Source organism: Bartonella sp. SL317, assembly GCF_059687655.1.
In genome coordinates this window covers 526,394-545,558 of record NZ_CM185144.1, presented here as the reverse complement: position 1 = coordinate 545,558, position 19,165 = coordinate 526,394, and the positions used below count along the sequence as shown (strand labels likewise).

Genomic DNA, 19,165 nt, shown 5'->3' with positions numbered 1-19,165 from the left:
ATGGCTTTGTTTTGCCTCGTTTTCTCAAAATAGTTTGTGCTTTTTTTATTGCCTTACAGGCAACATCCAACCTTAACATAATAGCATGTTTGAGACAAAAATTGAAACGAAGAAGAGCTTTATGAGCAACGTTAGTTTTTTTTTGAAAAAAAGGGTATCGCGTAGCTTTCATTTGTATCATCTCTGAAACGGGTATACAGCCTAATTTAGGAAAAATATGATTTAAGCTGAAAAACAATGGCTCGCCTTACGCCTTTCTTTTCGTTTTTACGGCTTTTAAAAGCATCTAAAGCAATGTCCTTTAAAAAATAAAGATTGCTTACTTGTCTTACGCTTTTGTTTTTCATGTGTCTTTAAGGAGGTGCGGCCTATCAGTTACCGGCTTGTTTTAAAGTAACATTTCGCTAACGCTTGTTATAGCCATTTTACGGTGGTGTTTTGGGCAAGGGTATAACGATAAGGCCTCTTTAGAAAGAGTATAAAATCTATTGTTCTCCCCCATTTTTACGCTTGTGAAGAAGTAAGCCGATATCTTCACATACTTGTGCGAGCCTTTGAGTGTTGTGGACCGCCCCCTTGGCATTTAAAAGGGTTCCCATGAAAAAGCACGTTTTTCTTATCCAATTTTACTTCACGCGCTAGCGCTACTTTTGATGTGCAAGAGATATGATTTTGATTGATGAAATATCAAGAAATTTGAAATGAAAGAATTTTGCGGTATTCAAGGTTCTCATTCAACATGAAAAAAGTGAAATATCATTATAAATCAATCTATTTATATTCCTTGTTTTTTTAAAATATTCATAGCATATTTTAAATGGTGAGAGGAAAGTTTTAGAATTCTGATTTTTAGAACATTGATTTTTAAAGAGGTGAATATTCTTAAGAGCGCCATCTTTGATCTTGGTTGCGGATCGCGTACAAATTATCTCATGTTAGCCAATGTTTTGTTGGATGTATAAAGAGAAGTGGAAATGAGAAAAGCTTGCGATATGAAGAGTTTTATTCAACAGGAAGGATGATAAATTATTCTTATAAGTCAATGGCTTGTAAGTAGAAAGATGAGGCATTATTCTTGCTTATTAAAATATTATATGAAATATTTCTCACAAGTCTATTATTTTGCCAAATTTACGGAATAAATTGCGTTTAAGTCAGATGAACTTGTTGAAGGCGTGTAAAAAAATCTTGAGGGATCTCTTTGAAGAATACAGAGAGGGCTTGGGCAATAAAACTATACTTGATTTATCAAGTTTTCTTTCTTAAGAAATGCGAAAGTAACGTTACAAAGGAAGTAGCATTGTGGAAGAGTGATGCTCTGCGGGATGACGGTTGAATGCATAAAATATAAATAAACATAAGACCACGAAAGTGTGAGATAAAAATGGAATCTGAAACAGTCCCTTTAGAGAATAGTTCTGCTGTATTGGCCGTACATGATTTTTCTCCTTTTTCGATGTTTATGGCTGCTGATTTTGTGGTGAAAGCTGTTATCATTCTTTTGTTGCTTGCTTCTTTGATGTCTTGGACCATTGCTTTTGTAAAAATTATTGAGATCACTTTGGCAAAACGACGCGTGCGTCAAGAACACCAGCTTGTTCTTAATGCTCAGACTCTTACGCGTTTGGCTGCTAGTTTGAAAGAAAGCAAAGGGGCAGGGGTGTTTTTTCTCAAAGAAGTTCTAAAAGAGGTCTATCTTTCGACACAACAGGTTCATTTTATTGCTTCTGAAGGGACAAGTGAAAGCGCTGGTGAGAGAAGCAATCCAAGAAAAAGTTCACAAACGCTTGAAGATATTCTCTTTTATGAGGAAAATGATCAATATGGAGATGTTTCTCGCGATGTTTATGTTCGCGATGTGCATGAGGGTTTAAAAGAAAGGGTTCATTCGCTTTTGTCGCGCTGCTTGCTTTCTGCAACACGACGTATTGCGTGTGGAAGCGCTGTTCTGGCAACCATTGGTGCCATTGCGCCCTTTGTAGGTCTTTTTGCAACGGTTTGGGGAATTATGAATTCTTTTATTGGGATTGCACAATCGCAAACAACGCGCCTTGATGTGGTGGCTCCTGGAATTGCTGAAGCTTTATTTGCAACGGCGATTGGGCTTTTTGTAGCGATTCCTGCCGTTGTTATGTATAATAGCCTTATGCGTGCTTTGAATGGTTATCGCAGTGATTTGGGTGATATTGCTGCAGCTCTTGAAAGGCTTTTGAGCCGTGAACTTGATCGACAAAGACAACAGAAAAGTCATAAATAATGAAAGCAAGCTTTAATGATGATTTGGAGACAGATGAGAGTGGGTTACACAGTGAAATCAATGTAACGCCCTTTATTGATGTTGTGTTGGTGTTGCTGATTGTTTTTATGGTTGCTGCACCCTTGGCAACATCTGTTATTCCTGTTCAGCTTCCTTCGATAACTCAAGCGCCTTCAGTGGTTCAGCCGGAGGAGCCTTTGTATGTGACTTTGCAAAAAGACCGTTCTCTTTACATTGGTGATCGTCTGATAGAACAAGCCGCTTTAAGAGAAAACTTGTTGAAAGAAACCAAGCAAAATTTAGAGACAAAAATTTTAATTAAAGCCGATAGTGAAATTGATTATGGCATTGTCATCGATTTATTAAACCAAATACGTTTATCGGGATACGGTAAAATCGGTCTTGTTGGATTACAAAATTCTCCTAATCTTGCTGCAAGGGGTGGGGGTAATCATAAAACAGTTGATGGAATAAATGGACCTGTTGTGACAAACGGTGCTGTTGAAGGCGGGGGGGCTAATGTGGTGGGGCAGACGATGACGGTAAATGAGCCAAGAAACGCTCATATTTCTGGAACAGCTTCTGCCCCGTGAGAAAAAAATAGCCTTTTTTGAAGGAAATAAAGCACTTTCATCAAAGTCATATCAAAGTCATAGAGTGAAATTGATGATGAGATTATCATCGATTGATTAAACCAAATATGCCTGTCTGGATATGGTAAATAGGTCTTATCGGATTTGTAAAATTTTTTCATAATTGCTGTAAGAGGTGAGATCAATCATAAAACAATCACTGTCATTGTTTTATGTGTTTTCATGACTTTAAAGCTGTTGCAACGGTGCTCATGAAGGGTGTAATATTCTTATAAAATAAGGATAAATCTATTGAGCGCTACAATCTTGATGCTTTATCATCTTTTTGTCTCATAAAAGAGTAAGGGAGGCGTCACTATACGCTTTGCTGTTTTTCTCAATGCGCTTATTCTTGGCATATCTGTAGAAGCATTTTTCGTTTTTATCTATTTGGCTAGCTCCGCTTGTAATATCTAGGTGGTTTTGATTGATGAAAAAACAGATCGGCAGTGAGAAAATTTTATGACCTTTGGATTGCTTAATTTTAATTAAGATCATGAATTCTTCTTAATCCAATTAAGATGATGTGTCTTCCGGATCATTATACTCAATCGTGTCTGGTGTGTTGAGGCATGTGATGCCCGTGTTTTAAAGCTAAACCAGAGCGTGGACGTATTTATGATTCACACCCCCCCAAAGGAACCCCAAAAAAATCAAATGATCAAGGAAAGGTCTGTTGGAATAAGGGAACGATTTTCAAGGGTAAAGATTTTTTTGAGAGCTCTTTAAGTATGCCCTGTTGAACCAAAACCTCCTGTACCACGGCTTTGGGTATGGCTTTGGTTGTCTGTTTGGCTCTGGTTCAATGGCACAAACATTAACTTTTATTACAGGGGCAATGACTGTTTGGGCAAGCGCCATACCTCGTTCAATCGAAAAGTCTTCCTGACCACAATTGATGAGAAGGACTTTGACTTCGCCACGGTAATCACTATCAATCGTTCCTGGGGTGTTGAGGCATGTAATACCATGTTTTAAAGTTTTGTGAGACGTGTGGACGTATTTGTGCTTTACACCTCCCAAAAAAAATCAAATGATCAGGGAAAGGTTTGTTGGAATAAGGGAACGATTTTCAAGGGTAAAGATTTTTTTGAGAGCTCTTTAAGTATGCCCTGTTGAACCAAAACCTCCTGTACCACGACTTTTCGTATGGCTTTGGCTGTCTTTTTGCTCTGGTTCAATGGCGCAAACATTAACTTTTGTTACAGGGGCAATGACTGTTTGAGCAATGCGCATACCTCGTTCAATCGAAAAGTCTTCCTGACCACAATTGATGAGAAGCACTTTGACTTCGCCACGGTAATCACTATCAATCGTTCCTGGGGTGTTGAGGCATGTAATACCGTGTTTTAAAGCTAAACCAGAGCGTGGACGTATTTGTGCTTCATACCCTGGTGATAAATGAAAAATGAGACCTGTTGGAATAAGAGCACGCTGCCCTGGTGCAAGGGTGAGCGTTTCTTCTTCGCCAAGAGCGGCACGTAGATCAAGACCGGCAGAACCTTCTGTCGCGTAGTGAGGAAGCTCTAAACCTTGTCCGTGTTCAAGAATCTCGACGGATAAAGTTATGGATTGTGCAGTTTTTGAAGAAACACAATTTTCTTGGTTGTTTTGCGGTGCGTTGGTTTGTGTATGCGGCATGATCAAGGTATTTCCAAAATATGAAGGCTAGAAAAATAATACTTTAACAAAAGATATCCATAAAACAAGCCGATAAAGGTTTTTTGATATAGGTTGTCCCCAGAGCTTGGCTATCTTCTTTTGTTGATCCACAAGACTTCAAAGCATGCCGAAACATTCTAAGAGCTCTTTAGGTTCTAAGAGCCCTTTGAGCATTGTCAACGATGATTTGATGCTCTCTATACGATGCCTCTATACACGGTCCCTGTACGATGTTCTTGTACAAAGGGAGGATCTTAAGAGAGAGCGCTGCACATTTATGCACTTGTTAAAAAAACATCTCTCAAAGTGCACGTCACACCCATTTTACGGCGGTGGTTTGTGAATGGTATAACGATAAATTTATCGCGCTTCCCCCCTAATTTTACGCTTATGAAGTAATAAGCCGGCATTATCATATACTTGTACCAGCCTTTGAGTGTTGCCGACTGACCTTGGCATTTCTCGACAATTCATGAAAAAACATTTTTATGATACAGTCTTATCCATAAGGCTTTTTCCCGTTTGCAACGTGCATAGAGACATAGTTTTGGTTGATGCAATGTGAGAGAGTTGAAATGAGAAAATCTTACGGTATTCGGGTTTCTCATTCAAGTTGAATAACGCTAGATTATCTCAATCAATATGTTGTTTTTCAATTATGAGGGACGCGGTATTTTTTTAAAATACTGCCGATAATAATCTCTTAATAATCCCTGTGGCAAAAACCAAAGCTCCCCCAATGATGACTTGTAAAGAGGCGCGCCAAAAAGGGGTCGACATGAATTTGTTCTGAATCCAGACAAAAGCATTATTTCTTTCAATAAGGGTACTGTCAACGATGGTTTTATGCCTTTATATGATGCTCCTCTATGATGTTCTTGTACAAAAGGAGGATCTTAAGAGAGAGCTCAATGACGGATTTGTACGGATTTGCGTTTTTTTCAAATACTGCCGATAATAATCCCTGTGGCAAAAACCAAAGCTCCCCCAATGATGACTTGTAAAGAGGCGCGCCAAAAAGGGGTCGACATGAATTTGTTCTGAATCCAGACAAAAGCATTATTTCTTTCAATAAGGGTACTGTCAACGATGGTTTTATGCCTTTATATGATGCTCCTCTACGATGTTCTTTTACAAAAGGAGGATCTTAAGAGAGAGCTCAATGACGGATTTGTACGGATTTGCGTTTTTTTCAAATACTGCCGATAATAATCCCTGTGGCAAAAACCAAAGCTCCCCCAATGATGACTTGTAAAGAGGCGCGCCAAAAAGGGGTCGACATGAATTTGTTCTGAATCCAGACAAAAGCATTATTTCTTTCAATAAGGGTACTGTCAACGATGGTTTTATGCCTTTATATGATGCTCCTCTACGATGTTCTTGTACAAAAGGAGGATCTTAAGAGAGAGCTCAATGACGGATTTGTACGGATTTGCGTTTTTTTTCAAATACTGCCGATAATAATCCCTGTGGCAAAAACCAAAGCTCCCCCAATGATGACTTGTAAAGAGGCGCGCCAAAAAGGAGTCGACATGAATTTATTCTGAATCCAGACGATGGCACCGAGTTCGAAAAAAACAATGATACAGGCAATGAATGTTGCGACATAAAAAGAATTGATCAAATAGGGAAGCGTATGACCTAGTCCCCCTAATGTTGTCATAGTGCCGCTGGCAAGACCTCTTTTCAAGGGTGAACCACGTCCCGATAATTTTCCATCATCATGGGCTGCTTCTGTAAATCCCATTGAAAGTCCTGCACCAATGGAAGCCGAAAGCCCGATCAAAAACGTTTGATGCGTTTCTCCCGTGGCAAAAGCGGCGGCAAAAATGGGGGCAAGGGTGGAGACAGAGCCATCCATTAACCCTGCAAGACCGGGTTGAATCCATGTCAATAATGTTTGCTTTTCCGCTTTCGAAGGCTTTTTTGTCTGATTGGCTGCTGTTGTTTTTGCGGTGGAATGGCTGCCTTTATTGTTTATAAGCCTTTGCCTTTTCATAAAAGAAGTTTGCTCACACAATCCATCGGCTGTGTGTGCACGATTATGGCAGGAAAGACATAAAAGTTGTTTATAATTTTCAAGCTCTTGAAGACCCATGGCCGTAAAAACCGCGGCGTCCTTAGAGGAATAAGGTTCTAGAGCTTTTGCATATCCTAAATAGAGTGCAGCATGCTGCTCTTTCGCTTTGAGCGCTTGAAGCATCATTTTTTGTGCTGAACGAAAGAACAGAGCTTTACGTTGTACAAATGAAAAAAACGATTTAAACATTCCCTGTTCCTTTGCACTTTAGAATAATTCTAAAATATAAAAAATAAACTGAAAGTCAACCTAAAAGTTACAAACTTCAAAATGGCAAAAAGGTTGCACTGAAAAAAAGAATGCGGAGAGGTCATGAAAGTAAATCAGGCAAAGCAAGAAAACAAAAGAGATTTATCAAGGGGTGTTGAGAGAGGTGCGTGATAAGAATTGAAAAGAAAATAGGCTTTGATTTTGCTAAAGAGGCGTTGCAATGGAGCATTCTCATGTATTGATATTCCAAGATATGTATGAAAAGAAATAAGCCAGCGTATCATTCACACGATCATTTATTTGACGTGTTCAAAAAGACGATAACAATTCTTGGAAATTGAGAGAATTTTTTAAAAAATCTTTTTCAATACTTCAAAATTCCTTTTCGCAAGGGCGCGCGTGAAGGGGTATAGCGCTAAAGCCCCCATGAAAGAAATGATATAAACGCCATTCCGTGAAAGACTATAAACTCCCTCCATGAAATCATATAAGTTCTCCCCATGAAATACTTTGAGTCTTCACATCTTGATGCTTCATAAAAGAACATGCCAATGTCATCATTTAATCTTAGTTCTCAATGTTTGCGACAGTTTTTAACATGGTTCATGAGAAGGCATTTTTATTGGATAGTTTTCACGTCTTGCATCTCGCTTTAAGTGCAAGTTTGTCCTCTCAGGATATTATGGGCATTGAAGTGGATTTATTTGTGTCTAACAAATTATCTTTTGTATTGTAATTGGGACTGGTTTTAAAGGTTGGAATGCATAAACGAGAGAAGAGATACTCTCTATTAAATTGTGGAATGCAGCAGGAAAATTTACGCTTTATGAAGGGGGCATTGTTCGCTTTGTCCCTTACCTTAATATCTTGCACGAAAGCCCCAAATTCAGTAGGATTCTCTTACTTCAAAACTTCTTATATTGAATCAATCACAATCATTTGCTTGTGGATCAAGGGAAGGGGGGATGTCTTCATTTTGATGAATGGGATGAGTTGCAATATGAGAAGTGCATAATCTTTATAGATGATTATTTTAGCGTTTTAAAAAATGGTTAAATTTCGTAGAGAAAGGCGGGGAATATATGGAAATTGATGACGATTTGACATTATGGGGGCTTTATGAAAAATTAACAATAGTGCAGGCAGCGTTTTTAATAGCTGGTTTGAATCCTGAAAGGTGTAGAGTTGCTGACTTAAGAAAACTACAAAGTAGTATTATTTACAAAGATGAAGATTGGTTATCTTCAAAGGGTTCTGCTGATTTTCGAGCAGCTTATCATGCCATCATTCAAGCAGGAAAAAACCATCGGTTAATGATAGAATGGCAGGCGGGTTTTCCAGAGGATATAGATGAACCTTCCTCACTTGTTCTCGTTGAAGATTTAAAAAAATGGCTTTTATCACGGGGGCAGCGCCCTGAATTTTTTTTCCCTAAGAATGATTCTGATGAAATTAAAGATCAAAAATATGCGTTTCAAGATCCAAATCATCCGCGTTATGCTCCAAAGCTTGCTGCAGCTGTTGCGGCGTGGGAAGCGGTGAGTGAGGCTGAGAGTGGTACAAGCGTTAAAGCAACGCTTGCAGAATGGCTGCAAGAGAATGCTAAAAAATATGTAAAGAAAAATGGTGAATTAACAAAGGATTTCATTGAGCAGGTTTCAAGTGTTGCTAACTGGAAACCTGAAGGAGGCGCTCCTGCGAAAAAAGCTAGCGTTTCTTTATCAGAAAAAAAAGACACTAAAAAAAGTGATCATTCTATTTGTTCTGTTCCTTTTAATGATTCAGAAATGCCTTTCTAGGGGGGAGGATAGATTAAACTCCCCCCTAGGTTATAAGTAATTGTTTTTACATAAGAAAATATTCTTTATCTTTTTAAAAACGTTTTTTGTAACAATAAGTTAGGGTGAAAAAACCGCACATAAGACTGAAACCTCCCCTATAGTTTTCATAACTTACCCCCTTATTTTTTGTTGGCTTTTCTTGCGCCATTTTTATCCTGAATTTTTTCCCTAAGAATGATTCTGGTGAAGTGAAGGATCAAAAATATGCGTTTCAAGATCCAAATCATCCACACTATGTTCCAAAACTTGCGGCTGTTGTGGCAGCATGGGAGGCGGTGAGCAAGTCTGGACCAGGTAAAACTGTTAAAAAAGCGCTTATAAAGTGGCTTCGTGAACACGCCGCTCAATACAAGTTGGTCGATAAGGATAATCGACCAAGACAGAAGCTTATTGAGGAATTAGCGGCTGTCGCTCATTGGGAACCTACCGGAGGGGCACCTCCTAAGGTAGCTGACGATTAATTCTATCAGAAAAAAACAAAAAAAATCAATGAAATTACGTCGTTTTTTGGGTTATTTTGAGGATGCTTTCCTATTTAGGGGGAAGTTTTTTACCTTTCTCCCCTAGGTTATAACTTATTGTTTTTAAATAAGAAAATATTTTATCGAGTTTCAATGATTATTCAGAGGGGGAAAAATAGATATTGTTGGGCAGTATAACTTACCCTCTCTTTCTCGTAACTTAACCCTCTATTTTTATTGGATTTTTTTGGGCATTGTTTAATTCAAATCATTCGAATCAACTGAAATGAAGTTGAAAATGCAAAGGCATTAAAAAAGGTATTCAATATGAAAAACATATTTTCTTTTTTGACAAGGCGCGAAAGCGCAAAAAACTCTCAAGGAGATGCGCCGATAAATCGATCGATATTGGAGCAGCCTGTTGCGGATGAGGTGGTGCGAAAATCATTGAGAATAGGGGTATTATCGTTTTGGTTAAAGCTTGAACTTATCATTGTGGTGGAAAAGGTCAAAGCGCCGCACCATGCTCGCTCTCCCTAAAGAAACCTTGTTCTCTATTGCTGGGTTAATGATTTCTCTTGAAAAATTTGCGTCATAGAAAAATCTGCTCGATGCTACAATAGGAGATGCTACAATAGGAAAAGAATATTTTCATGTTTTATCATGATGAAAATACAAAAATAAAAATGCTTGTATGGCGTTGGCACACTGAAAGAATACATGACTGTCTAGATGATGATCGATATTCCAGTTTATCTCTTGTCAATTGATCTCTGGCCAACGGAAGTGATGAATAAGCTTTTGTTCTATGGTGATGGTGGTCACATGTTGAGGAACGACACTTGAAGCGTGATACTTGAAGAATAATTGAGGCTTTCAAGGGGATAGAGAAAAAACATATACTCTGCGAGCTGTTTATTATCGTTCTCTAGAGGAACAATTGAGGGAGAATTATAATTCTTGCTATCGGATAAGACTTCAGTTTGTTTATCGTTCCTTTTGTGTGATGAGGGTTGTGATATTATTGGATATCTTAAATTAAAGGGCATGTTTAGGAGTGCTTAAACGGGGAGGAGAACTTAAATGGGGGCGTTTAAATGAGGGAGAGCTAGGAGCACTTAAGTGACAAAAAGAGTGGGAAACCACTCCTTTGTTCCTATATTTCTTTACGGGGAAGCGGGAACCATTATCGATGCCGTATATGCTTATTTATATACGCTTATTTCTTTAAAAAGCCAATGGTGTAAACGGCATAAATGTTTAAGCATAAAAGCAACAACTTGATGAAATTCTTCCTCTGATAAGCTTGGGGCGCCACGTGAGCAACTAAGACAACTTAAACTGTTGTTACATCATTGCAGGTAATCCATGCTTTTTTATGTTTTATCAGAGCTTTTAAGGCATAAGGATTGTTCGGTTGAGATTTTGTCGAAAATGGCAAAACCGTCACGTTACCATAGAGTTTTGCATTCTTAGGAGAGCTCTAAAACAGGATGTTTTTCTAAAATTCAGGTAACATTGAATTATGAGGAAGATCGCATCAAAAAAAACGTATCTAATGTGTGGGGCTGATTTGAGTTAAGGTTTTATATGAGGGGGTGGTGTAAGGAACCTTTAAATCTCCTAATTTTCCATGTTCTCGCTATGCGGCATGATCATGTTCCATCACAGTATGTGGGGCTTCAAGGTGATAGATATCTAAAGGCGTGAGCAAGGGAGGGAGAGGCGTTGGCTTTTTATGCTTAGGTATGGTTGATCATTTAATATTTATCGGTCTTTATCGGTCTTCTCACTTACTTATTTGATCGCTTTTTCACCGCCGGCTTCTCTCAAAATATTGCTGATAAGTACAAAGAAGCAAAACAATAAAATACAGATATTCGTTGTTTTTATTGTTTTTCCTTCCTTTGGAGAGGAAGCTATTAATAAAAATCATTCAATCTGCAAATGCATGAAAAGAAAAATATAGGGATAAAGTTGTTGCATTCGTTGTAAAGTGGGGGGAATTTTGATGTGTCGATGATGTTCATGGAGGCGTGTTAAGGAGATAATTTTTATATTTGATATTTTTGTATTTTGAGGGCTTTATGCTGAGTATCTTTTGCTTGTGGAGACTATGGATACCTAAAAGCAAGGATGCTGTGTGGGGATGATTAGTTTATGTCTTGTACACTGAAAGAATGCCTTTTGAAGCAATATAGAGGCTCATAAGGGTGAACAAGAGACTGGCAATAACATTCCAACCAGCAAATGAGAGAAAAAGAAAACGCATAGAGGCTTCAGAACAAGAAGGAGGATGAATGTTGTTTAATTGGTTAAGCAGTTGATTAATGTTTGAGGTTTTTCGCACGGCGTTTAAACCACAACTAAGCGGCGCTTCCCAAAAGCCATATTCAATACCGGCATGATAAATGGCTAAAACAAGGCTGATGCTCATTAAAACAAAAACACATAAAAATAAAAGTTGTATCCAAGAAGGCATACGAAAAAACCATGCACCAAAACCTGCTAAGAGCAAAAATGGTATAGCACCGTAATAGGGAAAACGCTCTATGAGACATAAATCGCAAGGCATATAGCCGCCAATATGTTCAAAACCAAGAGCAAGACCTACCGTGGTAGACAAGCAAAAAGCAAGAAAAAAAGCCCATAAACTTTGTTCTTTTCTGCTGGGTTCAAAATGAAGATGCTTATTTAAAAGTGGATGGGAAGACAAAACACATGCCATTGAGTTTGTTCCTTACAAAAGCTGTTTGTTAAAAAAAGTGATGAAAATCCCATAAATCAAAAGAAGGCTAACAAAACCAAAGAGAATAATCCATTTGAAATGTTGTTTTAAAAAATTCATTGCACTTTGTCCAAAATGTTTAATAAACCACGCGAGAAGATAAAAACGAGCACCACGAGAAAAAATACAAATGAGAATGAAAAGTTCAAGATGTACACTCATCACACCGGCCAAAATTGTGACAATTTTGATGGGGGGAAGATGAAAAAAACCGGATGTTATCAGTAAAAGAATCAGAAATTGTAAAGTTGCACTATTTTTCAGAGATTCAAAACTTTCAACTTTACCGTAAATTTCCAAAATGGGTTTTGCAAGGGTGTCATAGGCAAAATGTCCGATAAACCAACCTGCAATGCCTCCTAAAACAGAACAGGTCGTTGCAATCAAAGCATAGCGATAAACCTGCTTTTGACGGATAAGCAGCAGCGGGATGTATAAAACATCAACGGGAATTGGAAAAATAGAACTTTCAATAAAAGCAATGAAACCAAGCCAATGTGGCGCTGTACGTCGATTTGCTAAAGAAATCGTCCAAAGCTTTAATTTATTTAATATCATGCGTTTTTTATAAATTTAAGAGGTAAAAACTTTACAAATGTGTTTTCTATAAGTTCGATAAAGAAAATATTCCATAAAACAGAGAAGAAAAAGAGAGAAATTCTTAAAAAATGAGAAGTCTACTGTTGACGAATCTGTTCTTCTTCATATAGTGCAGAGAAATAATCGACAAGTGTGTCTTTTATAGCTTTAGTCTTTTATAGTTATGTGCGGGTGTGGTGGAACTGGTAGACGCGCCAAACTCAAAATCTGGTTCCGAGAGGAGTGTCGGTTCGAGTCCGACCACCCGCACCACTTATCAATTTTCTACAATATAGCGTGATGTCGTTGCTTATCTCGTTTCCTTTATAAGTCATTTTTTTATTTACTTAACTGCTTTTTATATACAACCTTGATATCTGATGATATCTGCCAAAAGTACAATGCAAAAGGTGATTTAAAAAGTGAGTAGGAAAAAAAGAACGCATGATAGCTTATTTGTCTTAAAAAATTTGCCTCAAGGTAGACAAGGTAAATATGCCGATAAAGCAGACTATGGCTTATTAAAACCATATCATTTTCATGTATACTTTTATCTTATTATGACGCACACGATTAATTTATAAAACATGGGGATTTATAAAATGTTGGTCTATAAGGAATGTTCACTGTTTTTCCTTTTGAAGGAAGTCCCCAGATAACATGAGATTCTCTCATTTTTTAATCTGTTTATCGTCAATCAACCAACACCATGTCTCTTGTGCGTTACGACAAGCTAAATGAGCTGCGTGGCGTAAAAATATCCAATAAAATGCCTATAATCAACCGTTGGTCCGCAAAACTGGAGGCTAAGATGCGTAATGGTGTCGTTTTTTTCAATACACCTTCCTTCACAAGCCTCAGCTTGAACAAACCGAAGCAAAAGTCTCCTTCTCGAAGTTATAAAGCTATATGAGAGAGATTTAAAATGAGAAAATCTTACGGTGTCTTGGTGTCTTATTCAAATTAAATGCGATATTATCATTATAAATCAATGTCAGGCATGATAGAAGAGCCGAGCTCATTTTCAGGCAGGCTTAATTCACCTAAGCTGGAATGGGGACCGGAGCCTAAAGGCCGAATATCATTGGCAAATTTAAACAGATTCGCGGCTCAAGCATTTAAGCTTGCGTGGCAATGCGCAAGAGCACCATGATGGGGCCAAGCGCTTTAAAATTTATTGTGCGCCGTCTTAAAGGATATTTTTGTGAGGGCACTGATTGTTTTTAGCAAATTGTTTTTAGCAAAGGCAATATCAAAGCTTGTTCGAGCGTTGAGTCCTATTCGAATAGCTGTTGCTTCTTGGGTGAAATATTGGTGGGATGGAGATGAGTGTTTAAAATGAACATTGTGGGTTATTATTATTGGGGGCTCATCAGGGCATTATAAGAGTACCATAGGAGCGCTCATACCCCGATGTTTTTTATGAACAAGGTTAGAGAGGTTTTCCTCTTCTTTAATTGGGCTCTTTATTATTGGGGCGCGATCATCTTTTTTAAGGTCAACCAGACGGTCATAATCTTCTCCTAAAAACACCGGCTTTTAGGGCTTGTGTGCGCAAAGTTGTCTCATTTTTATGGGCAGCTTTGGCAATTTCAGCGGCTTTTTCATAACCAATTTCTGGGGAAATTTTGGGGGAAAGAGCTGCTTTCTGGGGCAAGGGTTGCTCCTTACGTGCGTGAGCATTCCTATGAGTGCGTGAATATGAACACGATTGGCATGCAAGTCCTTAGCCAAGTCTTTGGGACGCAATGGAGATCAAAAGAACGCATGCAATTATTTTCAAGTGGGGTGATGGGGAGTGTTTAAGAGGAGAGTTAAAAAATGAATACTGTGGGCTATCATCATCGGGGCGTGGTGCCCCGATGTTTTTTATGAACAAGGTTAGAGAGGTTTTCCTCTTCTTTAATTGGGCTTTATTATTGGGGCGCGATCATCTTTTTTAAGGTCAACCAGACGGTCATAATCTTCTCCTAAAAACACCGGCTTTGAGGGCTTCGGTGCGCAAAGTTGTATCATTTTTATGGGCAGCTTTGGCAATTTCAGCGGCTTTTTCATAACCAATTTCTGGGGCAATTTTGGGGGCAAGAGCTGCTTTCTGGGGCAAGAGTTGCTCCTTACGTGCGTGAGCATTCCTATGAGTGCGTGAATATGAACACGATTGGCATGCAAGTCCTTAGACAATTCTTTGGGACGCAATGGAGATCAAAAGAACGCATGCAATTATTTTCAAGTGGGGTGATGGGGAGTGTTTAAGAGGAGAGTTAAAAAATGAATACTGCGGGTTATCATCATCATCGGGGCGTGGTGCCCCGATGTTTTTTATGAACAAGGTTAGAGAGGTTTTCCTCTTCTTTAATTGGGCTCTTTATTATTGGGGAGCGATCATCTTTTTAGGGTCAACCAGACGGTCATAATCTTCTCCTAAAAACACCGGCTTTGAGGGCTTGCGTGCGCAAAGTTGTCTCATTTTTATGGGCAGCTTTGGCAATTTCAGCGGCTTTTTCATAACCAATTTCTGGAGCAATTTTGGGGGCAAGAGCTGCTTTCTGGGGCAAGAGTTGCTCCTTACGTGCGTGAGCATTCCTATGAGTGCGTGAATATGAACACGATTGGCATGCAAGTCCTTAGACAATTCTTTGGGACGCAATGGAGATCAAAAGAACGCATGCAATTATTTTCAAGTGGGGTGATGGGGAGTGTTTAAGAGGAGAGTTAAAAAATGAATACTGTGGGCTATCATCATCGGGGCGTGGTGCCCCGATGTTTTTTATGAACAAGGTTTAGAGAGGTTTTCCTCTTCTTTAATTGGGCTCTTTATTATTGGGGCGCGATCATCTTTTTGGGGTCAACCAGACGGTCATAATCTTCTCCAGAAACACCGGCTTTGAGGGCTTCGGTGCGCAAAGTTGTATCATTTTTATGGGCAGCTTTGGCAATTTCAGCGGCTTTTTCATAACCAATTTCTGGGGCAAGGGCTGTGACCAACATCAGTGAGCGCTCCATGAGTGCGTGAATATGAACACGATTGGCACGTAGTCCTTGGACGCAATGGAGATCAAAAGAGCGCATGCAATCCCCAAGAAGGGTAATGGATTGCAAGACATTATAGCCAATAAGAGGTTTATAAACATTGAGTTCAAAATGCCCTTGACTTGCAGCAAAGGTAACGCTGGTGTGATTGCCAAAAACTTGGGCTGCAACCATGGTCATGGCTTCACATTGGGTGGGGTTGACCTTGCCAGGCATGATAGAAGAGCCGGGTTCATTTTCAGGCAAGCTTAATTCACCTAAGCCGGAACGCGGACCAGAGCCTAAAAACCGAATGTCATTGGCAATTTTAAATAGATCTGCGGCTAGAGCGTTTAAGCTGCCATGGAAATGCGCAAGCGCGCCATGATGGGCAAGTGCTTCAAATTTATTGGGTGCCGTCTTAAAGGATATTCCGGTGAGGGTGCTGATTGTTTGAGCAAAGGCAACATCAAAACCTTTCGGGGCGTTGAGCCCTGTTCCAACAGCCGTTCCACCTTGCGCCAGCATTTGAACATCGGCAAGGGCTGTTTCAATACGCTGAAGACTGGCTTCTAGAGCAACCCGATAACCTGAAAATTCTTGTGCAAGCGTTAAAGGCGTTGCATCTTGTGTATGGGTGCGGCCAATTTTAATGATATCGGCAAATTCTTCTTCCTTTTTCTTTAAAGTGGAAATGAGTGCTTCAAGAATGGGAAAGAGATGTTGGCGCGTCTGCAATGTGGTGGCAATGTGAAGTGCCGTGGGAAAAGAATCGTTGGAGGATTGACTCATATTGACATGGTCATTGGGATGAACGGGCTTTTTACTTCCCAACTTTCCCCCCAAAAGCATGCTGGCATGGTTGGCAATCACTTCATTGACATTCATATTGCTTTGCGTACCAGAGCCTGTTTGCCAAACAGAAAGGGGAAAATGCTCATCAAAAGCGCCAGAAAGAACTTCATCGGCGGCGGTAACAATGGCTTTTCCAATGTTTTGCGGAAGTTTGCCTTTGTCCATATTGACAAGAGCTGCGGCTTTTTTGATAAGGCTTAAGGCATAAATAATGGCAAGAGGCTGCTTTTCACTGCCAATATTAAAATTATGCAGAGAACGTTCAGTTTGTGCACCCCAATAACGATCTTGGCGTACCGCAATCGTTCCAAAGCTATCCGTTTCCTGACGTGTTTCAACCATGATTAAGATCCTTTTTTGTTCACGGGTTCTTAAAAAAGCTAAATAACGCGAAAGTGCAAGAAGAAGCAAGATGTTGAAGCTTTATTTAAGAGAAATTATTTTATGGCTATCCTTGACATTGAGAAAGGCCGATTTTATATCTTGGATGGTGTTAGCACTCACATGTATAGAGTGCTAGCAAGAACTTTTAAGATTAATGCAATTATGTTCAGTTTTAAGGATTTAAAACATGGCTAATATACAATTCCGCCCGCTTCACGATCGTGTCGTTGTCCGTCGGGTTGAATCTGAAAATAAAACCGCTGGTGGGATTATTATTCCTGATACAGCAAAAGAAAAACCACAAGAAGGCGAAGTTATTGCGGTTGGCAATGGTGCTCTGGATGATAACGGAAAGCGCGTGCCTTTAGAAGTCAAAACAGGAGACCGTATTTTATTTGGAAAATGGTCTGGAACTGAAGTCAAGATTAATGGCGAAGACCTCTTAATCATGAAAGAATCGGACATTATGGGAATTATGGGCTAATTGAGAGGCGCTCAGTTTTTCATTCTTGTACTATTGTGAAAAAAACTCCAAGGAGAAATTAAATGGCTGCTAAAGAAGTCAAATTTGGCCGTGAAGCGCGTGAGCGTTTGTTGCGTGGTGTCGACATCCTTGCTAATGCGGTTAAGGTGACACTCGGTCCTAAAGGACGCAATGTGGTGATTGATAAATCATTTGGTGCGCCGCGCATCACAAAAGATGGTGTATCCGTTGCAAAGGAAATCGAACTGGAAGATAAGTTTGAAAATATGGGTGCGCAAATGTTGCGCGAAGTTGCGTCTAAAACCAATGATATTGCTGGTGATGGAACAACAACAGCAACAGTGTTGGGACATGCTATTGTGCAAGAAGGGGTTAAAGCTGTTGCTGCCGGTATGAACCCAATGGACCTTAAACGCGGCATTGATGCTGCTGTTGATGAAGTGGTGGCTAATCTTTTCAAAAAGGCTAAAAAAATCCAAACTTCAGCAGAAATTGCACAAGTGGGAACCATTTCCGCAAACGGTGCGGCTGAAGTTGGTAAAATGATTGCTGATGCCATGGAAAAAGTAGGCAATGAAGGCGTCATTACCGTGGAAGAAGCAAAAACTGCTGAAACGGAATTGGAAGTCGTGGAAGGAATGCAATTTGACCGTGGCTATCTTTCTCCTTACTTTGTCACGAATGCGGAGAAAATGGTTGCTGATCTTGATGATCCTTACATTCTTATTCACGAAAAGAAACTGTCTAATTTGCAATCCTTACTTCCAGTTTTGGAAGCGGTGGTTCAGTCTGGAAAACCCCTTCTTATTATTGCTGAAGATGTGGAAGGTGAAGCTTTGGCAACGCTCGTGGTTAACAAATTGCGTGGTGGTTTGAAAATTGCGGCTGTAAAAGCACCTGGATTTGGTGATCGTCGTAAAGCGATGCTTGAAGATATCGCTATCTTGACATCTGGGCAAGTTATTTCTGAAGATGTGGGCATTAAGCTTGAAAATGTCACTTTGGATATGCTTGGACGGGCAAAGAAAGTGAATATTTCTAAAGAAAACACCACCATTATTGATGGTGCTGGACAAAAGGCTGAAATTAGCGCACGCGTTAATCAGATTAAAGCGCAGATTGAAGAAACAACTTCTGACTATGATCGTGAAAAATTGCAAGAAAGACTAGCTAAATTGGCTGGTGGTGTTGCTGTTATCCGTGTGGGTGGTGCAACAGAAGTTGAAGTGAAAGAAAAGAAAGACCGTGTCGATGATGCGTTGAATGCAACACGGGCAGCTGTAGAAGAAGGTATTGTTGCTGGTGGTGGTACCGCATTGTTGCGTGCTGCAAGTGCGTTGACCGTTAAGGGAAGCAATCCTGACCAAGAAGCCGGTATTAATATCGTGCGTCGTGCTCTCCAAGCACCAGCCCGTCAAATTGCAACCAATGCCGGTGAAGAAGCAGCGATTATTGTTGGCAAGGTGTTGGAAAATAATGCTGACACATTTGGTTACAATACCGCAACCGGTGAATTTGGTGATTTGATTGCTTTGGGAATTGTTGACCCTGTGAAAGTGGTACGTTCTGCTCTTCAAAATGCAGCTTCAATTGCGAGCCTTTTGATTACAACAGAAGCAATGGTTGCTGAAGTTCCAAAGAAAGAAGCTCCAATGCCTTCAATGCCGGCTGGTGGAATGGGCGGTATGGGTGGAATGGGCGGCATGGATTTCTAAGCTCTTTTCCCTAGAGAAAATAAAGAAACGGGTCTTTTCGACCCGTTTTTTTGTCTATTTTTTTGTTTCTCATATTTTTGAGAGGCTCTTTTTGTTCCCTATCTCTCATGGTTTTTATCCCCATGTTTTCCAATATATCACGGCTCTGATATTCTCATGAATAACATACTCTATTTGATCCCTTCCATTTGCGCGTTTTTCTGACTGT

At 39.6% G+C, this 19,165-nt stretch carries 13 protein-coding genes, 1 tRNA gene and 7 pseudogenes; 8 read left to right on the top strand and 13 right to left on the bottom strand.

Annotated elements, in window-relative coordinates; genetic code table 11:
- The first annotated feature begins 1,384 nt into the window (after positions 1 to 1,384).
- Positions 1,385 to 2,257, top strand: coding sequence for a MotA/TolQ/ExbB proton channel family protein (locus AC6ER9_RS02620; RefSeq protein WP_497074873.1), 873 nt, complete (start codon positions 1,385 to 1,387; stop codon positions 2,255 to 2,257).
- Positions 2,257 to 2,850, top strand: a complete 594-nt coding sequence (locus AC6ER9_RS02615; RefSeq protein ID WP_497074872.1) for a biopolymer transporter ExbD — start codon at positions 2,257 to 2,259, stop codon at positions 2,848 to 2,850. Before AC6ER9_RS02620 ends, AC6ER9_RS02615 begins: the two co-directional genes overlap by 1 nt.
- Before the next feature lie 764 nt (positions 2,851 to 3,614).
- Here the strand turns inward: AC6ER9_RS02615 and dut (AC6ER9_RS02610) are convergent.
- The 5 genes and pseudogenes from dut (AC6ER9_RS02610) to AC6ER9_RS02590 all read right to left on the bottom strand — a co-directional run.
- Positions 3,615 to 3,901, bottom strand: a pseudogene (gene dut / locus AC6ER9_RS02610) (dUTP diphosphatase); the annotation flags it as partial.
- 89 nt (positions 3,902 to 3,990) lie between these two features.
- Positions 3,991 to 4,530 carry a dUTP diphosphatase gene (gene dut / locus AC6ER9_RS02605; protein WP_497074871.1) on the bottom strand — a complete coding sequence of 180 codons (540 nt, stop codon included), beginning with the start codon at positions 4,528 to 4,530 and terminating at the stop codon, positions 3,991 to 3,993.
- Positions 4,531 to 5,492: 962 nt separating this feature from the next.
- A pseudogene (locus AC6ER9_RS02600) lies at positions 5,493 to 5,609 on the bottom strand (VIT1/CCC1 transporter family protein); the annotation flags it as partial.
- Between the two features lie 134 nt (positions 5,610 to 5,743).
- A pseudogene (locus tag AC6ER9_RS02595) lies at positions 5,744 to 5,860 on the bottom strand (VIT1/CCC1 transporter family protein); the annotation flags it as partial.
- A 135-nt stretch (positions 5,861 to 5,995) separates the two neighbouring features.
- The gene (locus AC6ER9_RS02590) at positions 5,996 to 6,820 is read right to left on the bottom strand and encodes a VIT1/CCC1 transporter family protein (protein WP_497074870.1); all 825 of its coding nucleotides are present in this window, start codon (positions 6,818 to 6,820) and stop codon (positions 5,996 to 5,998) included.
- A 1,103-nt stretch (positions 6,821 to 7,923) separates the two neighbouring features.
- On the opposite strand from AC6ER9_RS02590, the gene AC6ER9_RS02585 reads away from it, so the two are divergent.
- The 3 genes from AC6ER9_RS02585 to AC6ER9_RS02575 all read left to right on the top strand — a co-directional run bounded on the left by AC6ER9_RS02585 (position 7,924) and on the right by AC6ER9_RS02575 (position 9,683).
- Entirely contained in the window at positions 7,924 to 8,640 is a 717-nt protein-coding gene (locus tag AC6ER9_RS02585) for a hypothetical protein (protein WP_497074869.1), read from the top strand.
- 230 nt (positions 8,641 to 8,870) lie between these two features.
- Positions 8,871 to 9,143 carry a hypothetical protein gene (locus AC6ER9_RS02580; protein WP_497074868.1) on the top strand — a complete coding sequence of 91 codons (273 nt, stop codon included), beginning with the start codon at positions 8,871 to 8,873 and terminating at the stop codon, positions 9,141 to 9,143.
- 327 nt (positions 9,144 to 9,470) lie between these two features.
- Positions 9,471 to 9,683: a hypothetical protein gene (locus AC6ER9_RS02575; RefSeq protein WP_497074867.1), complete on the top strand. Its 213-nt coding sequence runs from the start codon at positions 9,471 to 9,473 to the stop codon at positions 9,681 to 9,683.
- Between the two features lie 665 nt (positions 9,684 to 10,348).
- Here AC6ER9_RS02575 and AC6ER9_RS02570 read toward each other — a convergent pair.
- From AC6ER9_RS02570 to AC6ER9_RS02560, 3 genes and pseudogenes are all read right to left on the bottom strand, one after another.
- Positions 10,349 to 10,893, bottom strand: a pseudogene (locus AC6ER9_RS02570) (type II toxin-antitoxin system PemK/MazF family toxin).
- A 408-nt stretch (positions 10,894 to 11,301) separates the two neighbouring features.
- Complete coding sequence (locus AC6ER9_RS02565; RefSeq protein WP_497074866.1) at positions 11,302 to 11,871, bottom strand: disulfide bond formation protein B; 570 nt, start codon at positions 11,869 to 11,871, stop codon at positions 11,302 to 11,304.
- A gap of 12 nt (positions 11,872 to 11,883) precedes the next feature.
- Positions 11,884 to 12,489, bottom strand: coding sequence for a YqaA family protein (locus tag AC6ER9_RS02560; RefSeq protein WP_497074865.1), 606 nt, complete (start codon positions 12,487 to 12,489; stop codon positions 11,884 to 11,886).
- 209 nt (positions 12,490 to 12,698) lie between these two features.
- On the opposite strand from AC6ER9_RS02560, the gene AC6ER9_RS02555 reads away from it, so the two are divergent.
- Positions 12,699 to 12,783, top strand: a tRNA-Leu gene (locus AC6ER9_RS02555).
- Between the two features lie 723 nt (positions 12,784 to 13,506).
- Here AC6ER9_RS02555 and AC6ER9_RS02550 read toward each other — a convergent pair.
- From AC6ER9_RS02550 to fumC, 5 genes and pseudogenes are all read right to left on the bottom strand, one after another.
- Positions 13,507 to 13,812: pseudogene (locus tag AC6ER9_RS02550) on the bottom strand (lyase family protein); the annotation flags it as partial.
- A 226-nt stretch (positions 13,813 to 14,038) separates the two neighbouring features.
- Positions 14,039 to 14,294 (bottom strand): annotated as a pseudogene (locus tag AC6ER9_RS02545) (hypothetical protein); the annotation flags it as partial.
- Positions 14,295 to 14,426: 132 nt separating this feature from the next.
- A pseudogene (locus AC6ER9_RS02540) lies at positions 14,427 to 14,741 on the bottom strand (hypothetical protein); the annotation flags it as partial.
- Positions 14,742 to 14,918: 177 nt separating this feature from the next.
- Positions 14,919 to 15,065 (bottom strand): hypothetical protein, encoded by a 147-nt coding sequence (locus AC6ER9_RS02535; RefSeq protein WP_497074864.1) that lies wholly within the window; start codon positions 15,063 to 15,065, stop codon positions 14,919 to 14,921.
- Positions 15,066 to 15,327: 262 nt separating this feature from the next.
- Positions 15,328 to 16,716 (bottom strand): class II fumarate hydratase, encoded by a 1,389-nt coding sequence (gene fumC, locus AC6ER9_RS02530; protein WP_497074863.1) that lies wholly within the window; start codon positions 16,714 to 16,716, stop codon positions 15,328 to 15,330.
- Positions 16,717 to 16,945: 229 nt separating this feature from the next.
- Here fumC and groES point away from each other — a divergent pair, with 229 nt between their 5' ends.
- Positions 16,946 to 17,242, top strand: a complete 297-nt coding sequence (gene groES, locus AC6ER9_RS02525; RefSeq protein ID WP_005774667.1) for a co-chaperone GroES — start codon at positions 16,946 to 16,948, stop codon at positions 17,240 to 17,242.
- A 62-nt stretch (positions 17,243 to 17,304) separates the two neighbouring features.
- On the top strand, positions 17,305 to 18,957 hold the full coding sequence (gene groL / locus AC6ER9_RS02520) for a chaperonin GroEL (RefSeq protein WP_497074862.1): 1,653 nt from the start codon (positions 17,305 to 17,307) through the stop codon (positions 18,955 to 18,957).
- Positions 18,958 to 19,165 lie beyond the last annotated feature (208 nt).

What these genes read in the sequence shown, in the direction of transcription:
- AC6ER9_RS02620 (WP_497074873.1), top strand. Translation starts at nt 1,385, where the DNA reads ATGGAATCTGAAACAGTCCCTTTAGAGAATAGTTCTGCTGTATTGGCC.
- AC6ER9_RS02615 (WP_497074872.1), top strand. Translation starts at nt 2,257, where the DNA reads ATGAAAGCAAGCTTTAATGATGATTTGGAGACAGATGAGAGTGGGTTA.
- dut (WP_497074871.1), bottom strand. Translation starts at nt 4,530, where the DNA reads ATGCCGCATACACAAACCAACGCACCGCAAAACAACCAAGAAAATTGT.
- AC6ER9_RS02590 (WP_497074870.1), bottom strand. Translation starts at nt 6,820, where the DNA reads ATGTTTAAATCGTTTTTTTCATTTGTACAACGTAAAGCTCTGTTCTTT.
- AC6ER9_RS02585 (WP_497074869.1), top strand. Translation starts at nt 7,924, where the DNA reads ATGGAAATTGATGACGATTTGACATTATGGGGGCTTTATGAAAAATTA.
- AC6ER9_RS02575 (WP_497074867.1), top strand. Translation starts at nt 9,471, where the DNA reads ATGAAAAACATATTTTCTTTTTTGACAAGGCGCGAAAGCGCAAAAAAC.
- AC6ER9_RS02565 (WP_497074866.1), bottom strand. Translation starts at nt 11,871, where the DNA reads ATGGCATGTGTTTTGTCTTCCCATCCACTTTTAAATAAGCATCTTCAT.
- AC6ER9_RS02560 (WP_497074865.1), bottom strand. Translation starts at nt 12,489, where the DNA reads ATGATATTAAATAAATTAAAGCTTTGGACGATTTCTTTAGCAAATCGA.
- fumC (WP_497074863.1), bottom strand. Translation starts at nt 16,716, where the DNA reads ATGGTTGAAACACGTCAGGAAACGGATAGCTTTGGAACGATTGCGGTA.
- groES (WP_005774667.1), top strand. Translation starts at nt 16,946, where the DNA reads ATGGCTAATATACAATTCCGCCCGCTTCACGATCGTGTCGTTGTCCGT.
- groL (WP_497074862.1), top strand. Translation starts at nt 17,305, where the DNA reads ATGGCTGCTAAAGAAGTCAAATTTGGCCGTGAAGCGCGTGAGCGTTTG.